The following is an 8,960-nucleotide window of genomic DNA, read 5'->3' as shown; positions in this document are numbered from 1 at the left end:
AGATGTCTTGTTTTTCTGATTATATAAAGATGAAGAAATATAAGCATCAATGTCGTGGTCAAAAAATGTCATGTGGCTACAAAATGGAATATTAAAAAAATACAAAAATTGTATTGAATACTAACGGCAAATGTGATATACTTCATAACTGTAAAAAAGAATAAGACAGTTCGAAAACCTCCTGTCTGTAAACAAAACTAGGCCGTGACTGCATATTTATTATAAGATAATCATGAGATTAATCCTATTAACAACGCTGGTATGTACTGTTTGTTTATGGGGGATTTTATCGATTAGCTTATTACTTATTGTATTATAAAAAAATGCAGGTTATTTGTTTACGGGCTATTGAGCCCTTTTTTTGTGCAAAAAAATACAGGTGGATTTTGAAGGAGGAATATTATGAGAAAAATTGGTGTGACTACTACTGTACCAAGCGAAGTTTTGTTAGCAGCTAATTGTGAAATAGTTGATTTAAATAATGAATTTATTACTTCAGATGACTACCATGTATTTATTGATATGGCTGAGAGAGATGGATTTCCAAAAAGTTCATGTGCTTGGACTAAGGGTATATATGGTGCATGTATAAGTAATGGTATAAAGGAAGTTATTGGAGTAGTAGAAGGCGATTGTTCTAATACTAAAGCCTTGGTTGAAGTTTTTCAGCTAAAAGGTATTAAAGTTTATCCGTTTTCTTTTCCAGTAGATAGAAAGCTAAGCTCTGTAAAACAAGAGATTAATAAATTTATAAGAATGTTTGAAGTAGATACTCAAAAAGTAGAAGCTATCCGTAATAAACTAAATGATATTAGAAAGCTAGCAATTGAAATAGATAATTTAACATATATAGATAATTTGGCAACAGGGTTTGAAAATCACTTATATCAATTATGCTGTAGCGATTTTAATAAAAACCCTGAAAAATATAAAGAAGATTTAATAAACAAAATAGCAGAAATAAAACAAAGAAAACCCTTTAGCCAAAGAATAAGACTTGCATATATAGGAGTACCTCCAATGACAGGTGATTTATACGATTATGTAGAGTCATTAGATGCTAGAGTTGTATACAATGAGGTGCAGCGAGAGTTTGCTTTTCCTAGACATGATAAAGCAAATAATATGTATGAGCAGTATCGAGATTATACTTATCCATATGATATATGGTTTAGACTAGAAGAAATAAAAAAACAGATTAAGAATAGAAAAATAGATGCAGTCATTCATTATACTCAAGCATTTTGCCATAAATCAATAGAACATATAGTAATAAATAAAGAATTAAATGTACCCGTTCTTAACATTGAAGGCGATAAAATGAATACTTTAGATGCTAGAACTAAGCTCAGGTTAGAAGCCTTTTTAGACATGATTTCTGACATGAAAGGAGCTGTGAAATGAAACTACTTGGTATAGATTTAGGCAGCAGAGAAGTTAAAATAGCTATAATGAAGGATTTAAAAATTATATATAAAAACAAAATAAGCACTATTTCTTTTTATAAAAACTACTGTATATATAATAATGGAAAAATAGTTGTTGATTTAAAAAAGCTTAATTGCTTGGATATAGATAAAGCAGTTTCAACTGGCTATGGTAGAAATAATACTAACTTAAAGGAGTTCAAACCTATAAATGAAATTAAAGCACATGTTTATGGAGCATTGTACCAAACAAATTTGAGAGATTTTGTATTGCTGGATTTAGGTGGACAAGATGTTAAAGTAGTTAAAGTTGAGAAGGGTATTATTACAGATTTAGATTTGAATGATAAATGTGCAGCTTCATGCGGCAGATATCTTGAAAATATGGCAAATGTATTAGAAGTTTCATTAGAAGAAATGGGTAAGTACTACGAACAGCCTGTTGAATTAAATTCTACCTGTGCAGTATTTTCTGAGTCAGAATTAATAGGTAAGATTGCTGAGGGAATAGACATAAAGAGATTATGTGCAGGTGTTAATTATTCTATGTACAAACGAATTTTGCCTATGTTAAAGAAATTTAATCACTCGACACTTGTTATGTCAGGAGGAGCTTCAAATAATAATGCATTAGTAAAATATTTAAAGAAAGATTATGATGAAGTTTTGGTATTAGAAGAGAATCAATTTAATGGAGCTATAGGGTGTTGTTACTATGCACATAAATTTTAGGTAATTGCAAAACTAAAATCTAAATATATATGTAAATAACATAAATGTATAGCTCATAAGTTTTGAGCTAGGGGACCCATCTCATAATCTTTGACGGAACTATATTGGTATTCTTTACAACTGTTTTATGGGAGAAATTTAGTCATATGAAAACACAAACATAGTATTTATCAATAGTTTGGTGTTTTGCAACTAATTAAGTATAAATTTTTAAAGGAGGGGAAAAAATGTACGGATTAAGAATTGAGCATAGCTTTGATAGTGCACATTTTTTAAAGGGTTATGAAGGAAAATGTGCAAATATTCATGGACATAGGTGGAGAGTTGAAGTATACATCAAAAAAGAAACTTTAATAAATGAAGGTCAGCAAAGAGCAATGATCGTTGACTTTAAAGATTTAAAAAAAGATGTTAAGGAAATTATTGATTATTATGATCACAGCTTAATAATTGAAAAAAACAGCTTAAAATCTAAAACTAAAGAATGTTTACTAGAAGAAGGTTTTAGAGTAATAGAGGTTGAATTTAGACCTACTGCTGAGAGCTTTAGCGAGTATTTTTATAAAGTTATTCAAAAGAAGGGCTATGATGTTGAAAAAGTTGTAGTATTTGAAACGCCTAATAACTGTGCGTTATATTATGAATAGAGGTGTAGATATGTTAAATATTGCTGAAAAGTTTATAAGTATAAATGGTGAGGGAAAATTGTGCGGACAATTAGCAGTTTTTATCAGATTTGCTGGATGTAATTTAGATTGCAGCTATTGTGATACTGATTGGGCAAGAGATAAAAATTCATATACTAATCAAATGAGTGTAGATGAAATCTATGATTATATAAAATCTACAAAAGTAAAAAATGTTACATTGACTGGTGGCGAACCTTTATTGCAAGAGGGTATTAAAGAGTTATTGAAAGTGCTTTCTGATGATGAAGAAATACATGTTGAGATTGAAACTAATGGCAGTGTTTCTTTAGCTGAATTTTTAGATTTGAACCGAAAGCAAATTTGCTATACTTTGGACTATAAATTGCCATACAGTGGTATGGAAGAATTTATGAATATGAACAACTTTGATTATATTACCAAAAATGATGTTGTAAAGTTTGTTGTATCAGGTAAAAAAGATTTAGATAGAGCACTAGAAATAGTAAATAAATACGATTTAGTCAACTTAACTAATGTTTATTTTAGTTCTGTATTTGGAAGTATAGATGCACAGGAAATAGTTGATTTTATGAAAGATAATAAATTAAATGGTGTTAATTTACAGTTACAGCTTCATAAGATAATTTGGTCGCCTGAAAAGAGAGGTGTATAAAATGGCAGTTGATAAAAAAGCAATACAGGAGCATGTAAAAGGTATATTAAAAGCAATCGGTGAAAATCCTGAACGACAGGGCTTGATAGATACACCTAAAAGAGTTGCCAATATGTTTGAAGAAGTTTTTGCAGGCATAGGATATACAAATGACGAAATTGCAGAAATGTATAATAAGACCTTTGATGAAGAAGATTTTATAGATAGCTATGAAAATGATATTGTAGTTGTAAAGGATATAGAGGTTTTTAGCCATTGTGAACATCATATGACACTTATGTATAATATGAAGCTTGCCGTAGCTTATATTCCTAATGACAAAGTTATAGGATTAAGTAAGATATGCCGTATAGCGGATATGGTGTCTAAACGGCTTCAACTGCAAGAAAGAATAGGGGCAGATATAGCCGAGATACTTCAAAAAATTGTGGAAACAGAAGATGTAGCAGTTTTTATACAGGCAGAGCATGGCTGTATGACTGCAAGAGGTATTAAAAAGCCGGGAGCAAAGACTGTTACGACTACTTTAAGAGGTAAATTCAAACAAGATAAAAATTATACAGATAGATTGCTACAAATGATATAGAGGAGGATTATATATGGAAAGTTGTGTTGTAATATTTAGCGGTGGACAAGACAGTACTACTTGTTTATTTTGGGCGAAGAAAAAATTTGACAGAGTGGAGGCTATATCTTTTGATTACAAGCAAAGACATAGCTTAGAACTTAAATGTGCAAAAAATATATGTGAAAAGTATGATGTTAAACATACAATATTAGATATGGAATTGTTGAATCAGCTTGCGCCAAATTCACTTACAAGACAAGATATAGAAGTTGATAAGAAAGCACCAGCAGATGGTGTTCCAAATTCTTTCGTTGAGGGTAGAAATTTATTATTTTTAACCTTTGGAGCAATATATGCAAAAACAAATGGTATAAAACATATAGTAACAGGTGTTTCGCAAAGTGATTTTAGTGGATATCCTGATTGTAGAGATGTATTCATAAAATCAACAAATGTTACTCTTAATCTAGCAATGGATTATGAATTTGTTATTCATACACCATTGATGTGGATAGATAAGAAGGAAACTTGGAAATTAGCAGATGATTTAGGAGTTTTAGATGTCATAAAAAATGAAACATTAACGTGTTATAATGGAATAATAGGTGATGGATGTGGAAATTGCCCTTCATGTGAACTTAGAAGAAGAGGCTATGAAGAATATATGAAGTCAAAAGAATAAAACTACAATTATAAAATGATCAACAGTTTTTTCATATTTTATGTATACTAAAGATGCGACGCAAAAGGTATTTGAGTCGCATCTTTGTAAGTGTAAAATTCCCTATAGAAATCAAGGTATAGTACTTACAGTTATCAGTATATCATCTTATATAAATAATGTTCATCTCTTACTTTTTAAATTTGAATTTGTTTAGTACATGCTTAATTTACGTTCAGGGGATTTTTTTAAAGCATCAGCTACATTTTTTTAGTCTATAAAAAATTTCATTATAAATGATTACGGCTTCACAAGAAAGTTTAAAAATTTTTTTCCTGCTGATGATAAAGGCACTTCCTTTAGAGTAACTACTCCTACTTTTCTTTTTGGAATTTTTTCTTTAAGTTTTATTTCATATACTTCCTGTTTGTCCAGTTCATCATGTATAAAATTCTTTGTTACAAATGAAATACCAAGTCCAATTTTTGCAAATTCAACTAATAAATCAACGCTGCCAAGCTCTATTTCAGGTTTAACTATAATATTGTTATCGCTGAATATTTTATCAATAAAACGCCTAGTATTACTTCTTTTTTCAAGAAGTACAAGTGGATATTTACTCAGTTGTTCTAGTGAAACCTTCTGAGTAAAATTAGGATAGTATTTATCTCCACAGATAAAGCAGTCTTCTAAAGTTAAGGTTTCTATAACTTCTAAATGTTTATCTTCTTTTATTGGAAGATTTAATATACCTAAATCAACACTGCCACCTTTTAAAAGATCTAAGGTTTCATATGAAGTTCTGTTTGTAACTTTAATTTTAACATGAGGGTATTCTTTATGAAATTGTTCAAGATAAGGTAATAGATAATGAGCACATAGTGTATCACCTGCACCAATTACTATTTCACCATGTTCAAGATTTAGCATTTCCTGAAATTTAGATTCTCCTGCTGTTATAAAACTATATGCCTTTTCAATGTACTTAAAAAACACTTCACCTTCAGATGTCAATTTTATACCCTTTGGAGTTCTAAAAAAAACTTTTCCTCCTAATTTTTCTTCTAACTGTTTAATTGATTGACTTACAGCAGGCTGAGATATATACAATTTTTTAGCTGCTGCTGAAATTTTTCCTTCTTTAACTACATTGTAAAATACTTTGTACAATTCAAAGTTTACTTCCATATAAGCTCTCCTTATACCATATATAATTAATATTAATTTTACTTATCACGATATTATTATTATACTCTAAAGTGTAAGGAATAACAAATTAATACATTCAGAAAGGGGAATGTTCAAATGGGTATAACTGCAATTGTCGGTGGTAACTGGGGCGATGAAGGAAAAGGAAAAATGACTGACTTACTCGGAAAACAAGCTGATTATGTTGTAAGATTTCAAGGTGGTAATAATGCAGGTCATACTATAATAAATAAATACGGTAAATTTCAACTTCACTTATTACCATCAGGAGTATTTTATCAAGACACAATAAATGTTTTAGCAACAGGAATAGCATTAAATATAGAAGGCTTCTTAAAAGAATATAATGATTTACTTACACGCTCAGTGCCTAAACCAAATATTATGATTTCTGACAGAGCGCAAGTTGTTCTTCCTCAACATATATTATTTGATAAATACGAAGAAGAACGATTAGGCAAACAAAAATTCGGATCTACTCAATCGGGTATTGCACCATTTTATACAGATAAATTTAGCAAAATAGGAATACAAGTTATAGATCTTTTTGATAAAGAATTATTATTAAAGAAAATTGAAAGAAATATTGAGAAAAAGAATGTTTTACTTGAGAATTTTTACAAAAAACCTCTTTTAGATGCAAATGAAATCACAGATTATTTATTTGAACTAGGAAAGAAAATAAAACAATTTGTTGGTGATACATCAAAAGAGTTGTGTGATGCTTTAAAAAATAATAAAAACATTCTAATGGAAGGTCAATTAGGAGCATTAAAAGACCCTGATCATGGTATTTATCCTATGACAACTTCTTCCTCACCATTAGCAAGTTTTTCTCCTGTAGGAGCTGGAGTTCCTGCAAGCTCAATCAGTAAAGTAGTTACTGTAGTAAAAGCTTATTCAAGCAGTGTAGGAGCAGGACCTTTTGTTTCAGAAATATTTGGCTCAGAAGCTGAAGAACTTAGAAATCGTGGTGGTGATAACGGAGAATATGGTGCAACAACAGGACGTCCAAGAAGAATGGGCTGGTTTGATGTTGTAGCAACAAAATACGGATGTAGACTTCAAGGAACAACAGATGTTGCATTATCATTACTTGATGTTCTAGGATATCTAAAACAAATACCTGTATGCAGTGCATATGAAATAAATGGAACTAAAATAACTGATTTCCCACCTACTCCAATACTAGAAGGGGCAAAACCTGTTATAGAGTATTTACCAGGATGGAATACAGATATTTCTCATATCCGTGACTACAATGAGTTACCTGAGGAAGCAAAGAACTATATCAATTATATTGAAGAAAGAATTGGTTTTCCTATAAAATATATATCAGTAGGACCTGAAAGAGATGCGATTATATTAAGATAGGTAATAATTATTTTAATAGAATAGAAATTAAGGAATAGTTAAATTTTAACTGTTCCTTTTAAATATCACTAATATTTTCCCAATGAGTTTCAGCAACTTTACCTGTAGTAGATTCATATATTCTAACTATCATTTTTTCATAATCAACCTCTGGAAAAACTAATTTATATCTTTCACCCTCAGGTACTTTTATCGATTCTACTTCTGGTGAATACATTGTGACTTCTTGTTTTTCATTGACAATTAATATATCAAAAATGTAGTAACTATTAGTAGCAAATCCTACTTTATATAGTGATGAATCAGCTTCAGGAAAATCGAGAACAATTATTATTTTACCATCTTCGTAATATCTAGTATTATTTTTAAAGTTAATCGCAGTATATTTATTATTTTGTATTTCGTTTTTTAATGCAGTTATTTCCTCACTCAAATTTTCTATATCATCATTTGTCTTATCGAGTTGTTTTTGCAAATCACTAATAGTTTTATTGTTTTCTTCTAATTTTTTTACTGTATCAATACTTGTTTGATTACTACAGCCAAATAGAATTGTAAATACAATAATTATGACAAGTATTAAGCTAAACTTTTGTTTCATATAAGTACCTCCTAACTACAAAATATAAACCAATTAAAGCAATTTATTCTATTATAAGTATATAATTTATAGATTATAATGACAACCTGTTAGTTAATTTTTAAAACAAATGTTAATATTTATAATTTCATAAAATAATATGACTATAATTAATGCAATAAAAAACATTTAGACAATAAATTTACAATAGTAATTATATACAATATAATTATATATGTAATTATTTATGATTTGCTAGGAGTGTATTATAATGAAAAAAGTAATTAAACTTACAATTATTGTTTTAGTAATTATTCTTTTTGTTCAATTCTTAGGTATGACTATTTTTGGGTTTTCACCAAAGCTATTTACATCAGTTTTAGCATTTTTTTCTGATGGTATATTTTATGTAAGGTCAATTGAACTTTCTACTGCCGGACCCATATATACAACAGTGTATGGTTTAAACATAAAAGGAAAAGAAAAAGTTGTTTGGATACAAAATCAAGTACTATCGTTTCCTAAAATTGTTTATTCTGTAGAATTAGAAAAAGGTATAGCAAAAGAACAAGCAATAAAAATAGCTGAAAAAGAAAACTTTAATGGCAAATATGAAATTCAGTTGATATATACTCCAGGATTTAAAAACATTTCGAGGTTAAAAAAAGGCGTTTATTGGTGGATAAGAGACAGTGAAGACAATGATATATTTATAGATTTCACTAGTGGAAAAGTAATGATAAATGATATGAATAAAAACACATAAAACGGATTTGAATAGTTATGAAATGCAAGGAGTAGAAACTAGCACTGATAAGAAGCGTACTATAGTACGTCATCAGTCATGTGAACTAACAATTTTAATATAACATAATTAACATTCCGAAAAGGAAATGCTGAAAATGGAAGAAATACAAGGAATAGAAAATCTCGCGGATATGAGCGTACTAGTGTACGTGATTAGTCACGAGATTTATGTTGGCAAAATAAAACAATTCGAAATGCAGAAAGGAAATGGTCAAAATGGATGAAATGCAAGGCGTAGAAATTCAAACAGATATGAGCGTACTAATGTACGTGATTAGT

11 protein-coding genes are annotated in these 8,960 nt (G+C 29.4%); 9 read left to right on the top strand and 2 right to left on the bottom strand.

All coding sequences use genetic code 11. The annotated features are described in order from the left end of the window. Positions 1-402: 402 nt before the first annotated feature. The 6 genes from AYC61_RS14445 to queC all read left to right on the top strand — a co-directional run bounded on the left by AYC61_RS14445 (position 403) and on the right by queC (position 4,732). Complete coding sequence (locus tag AYC61_RS14445; protein ID WP_066503863.1) at positions 403-1,404, top strand: 2-hydroxyacyl-CoA dehydratase family protein; 1,002 nt, start codon at positions 403-405, stop codon at positions 1,402-1,404. Then, a complete protein-coding gene (locus AYC61_RS14440) occupies positions 1,401-2,159 on the top strand; it encodes an acyl-CoA dehydratase activase (protein WP_066503859.1) in 759 nt (252 codons plus the stop codon). The genes AYC61_RS14445 and AYC61_RS14440 overlap by 4 nt, the downstream gene beginning before the upstream one ends. A 227-nt stretch (positions 2,160-2,386) precedes the next feature. Then, positions 2,387-2,806, top strand: a complete 420-nt coding sequence (gene queD / locus AYC61_RS14435; protein ID WP_066503857.1) for a 6-carboxytetrahydropterin synthase QueD — start codon at positions 2,387-2,389, stop codon at positions 2,804-2,806. Between the two features lie 10 nt (positions 2,807-2,816). Beyond that, positions 2,817-3,482 (top strand): putative 7-carboxy-7-deazaguanine synthase QueE, encoded by a 666-nt coding sequence (gene queE / locus AYC61_RS14430; RefSeq protein ID WP_066503855.1) that lies wholly within the window; start codon positions 2,817-2,819, stop codon positions 3,480-3,482. Between the two features lies 1 nt (position 3,483). Beyond that, the gene (gene folE, locus AYC61_RS14425) at positions 3,484-4,068 is read left to right on the top strand and encodes a GTP cyclohydrolase I FolE (RefSeq protein WP_066503852.1); all 585 of its coding nucleotides are present in this window, start codon (positions 3,484-3,486) and stop codon (positions 4,066-4,068) included. Positions 4,069-4,081: 13 nt separating this feature from the next. Next, positions 4,082-4,732 (top strand): 7-cyano-7-deazaguanine synthase QueC, encoded by a 651-nt coding sequence (gene queC, locus AYC61_RS14420; RefSeq protein WP_066503851.1) that lies wholly within the window; start codon positions 4,082-4,084, stop codon positions 4,730-4,732. 279 nt (positions 4,733-5,011) lie between these two features. Here the strand turns inward: queC and AYC61_RS14415 are convergent, their stop codons facing one another. Next, a complete protein-coding gene (locus AYC61_RS14415; protein WP_066503848.1) occupies positions 5,012-5,899 on the bottom strand; it encodes a LysR family transcriptional regulator in 888 nt (295 codons plus the stop codon). A gap of 117 nt (positions 5,900-6,016) precedes the next feature. Here AYC61_RS14415 and AYC61_RS14410 point away from each other — a divergent pair, with 117 nt between their 5' ends. Beyond that, positions 6,017-7,294, top strand: a complete 1,278-nt coding sequence (locus AYC61_RS14410) for an adenylosuccinate synthase (RefSeq protein WP_066503846.1) — start codon at positions 6,017-6,019, stop codon at positions 7,292-7,294. Between the two features lie 58 nt (positions 7,295-7,352). Here the strand turns inward: AYC61_RS14410 and AYC61_RS14405 are convergent, their stop codons facing one another. After that, entirely contained in the window at positions 7,353-7,895 is a 543-nt protein-coding gene (locus AYC61_RS14405; RefSeq protein WP_066503840.1) for a coiled-coil domain-containing protein, read from the bottom strand. Between the two features lie 250 nt (positions 7,896-8,145). On the opposite strand from AYC61_RS14405, the gene AYC61_RS14400 reads away from it, so the two are divergent. Together AYC61_RS14400 and AYC61_RS22105 are read left to right on the top strand one after the other, a co-directional pair. Then, entirely contained in the window at positions 8,146-8,640 is a 495-nt protein-coding gene (locus AYC61_RS14400; protein ID WP_066503838.1) for a hypothetical protein, read from the top strand. A 136-nt stretch (positions 8,641-8,776) separates the two neighbouring features. Next, entirely contained in the window at positions 8,777-8,905 is a 129-nt protein-coding gene (locus tag AYC61_RS22105) for a hypothetical protein (protein ID WP_275935256.1), read from the top strand. Positions 8,906-8,960 lie beyond the last annotated feature (55 nt).

The organism is Abyssisolibacter fermentans, assembly GCF_001559865.1.
Classification (GTDB): domain Bacteria; phylum Bacillota; class Clostridia; order Tissierellales; family MCWD3; genus Abyssisolibacter; species Abyssisolibacter fermentans.
Note: the sequence above shows the minus strand (reverse complement) of the source record. Positions and strands in the feature narration are given on the sequence as shown.

What these genes read in the sequence shown, in the direction of transcription:
- AYC61_RS14410 (WP_066503846.1), top strand. Translation starts at nt 6,017, where the DNA reads ATGGGTATAACTGCAATTGTCGGTGGTAACTGGGGCGATGAAGGAAAA.
- AYC61_RS14405 (WP_066503840.1), bottom strand. Translation starts at nt 7,895, where the DNA reads ATGAAACAAAAGTTTAGCTTAATACTTGTCATAATTATTGTATTTACA.
- AYC61_RS22105 (WP_275935256.1), top strand. Translation starts at nt 8,777, where the DNA reads ATGGAAGAAATACAAGGAATAGAAAATCTCGCGGATATGAGCGTACTA.
- queC (WP_066503851.1), top strand. Translation starts at nt 4,082, where the DNA reads ATGGAAAGTTGTGTTGTAATATTTAGCGGTGGACAAGACAGTACTACT.
- AYC61_RS14400 (WP_066503838.1), top strand. Translation starts at nt 8,146, where the DNA reads ATGAAAAAAGTAATTAAACTTACAATTATTGTTTTAGTAATTATTCTT.
- AYC61_RS14445 (WP_066503863.1), top strand. Translation starts at nt 403, where the DNA reads ATGAGAAAAATTGGTGTGACTACTACTGTACCAAGCGAAGTTTTGTTA.
- queE (WP_066503855.1), top strand. Translation starts at nt 2,817, where the DNA reads ATGTTAAATATTGCTGAAAAGTTTATAAGTATAAATGGTGAGGGAAAA.
- folE (WP_066503852.1), top strand. Translation starts at nt 3,484, where the DNA reads ATGGCAGTTGATAAAAAAGCAATACAGGAGCATGTAAAAGGTATATTA.
- AYC61_RS14415 (WP_066503848.1), bottom strand. Translation starts at nt 5,899, where the DNA reads ATGGAAGTAAACTTTGAATTGTACAAAGTATTTTACAATGTAGTTAAA.
- AYC61_RS14440 (WP_066503859.1), top strand. Translation starts at nt 1,401, where the DNA reads ATGAAACTACTTGGTATAGATTTAGGCAGCAGAGAAGTTAAAATAGCT.
- queD (WP_066503857.1), top strand. Translation starts at nt 2,387, where the DNA reads ATGTACGGATTAAGAATTGAGCATAGCTTTGATAGTGCACATTTTTTA.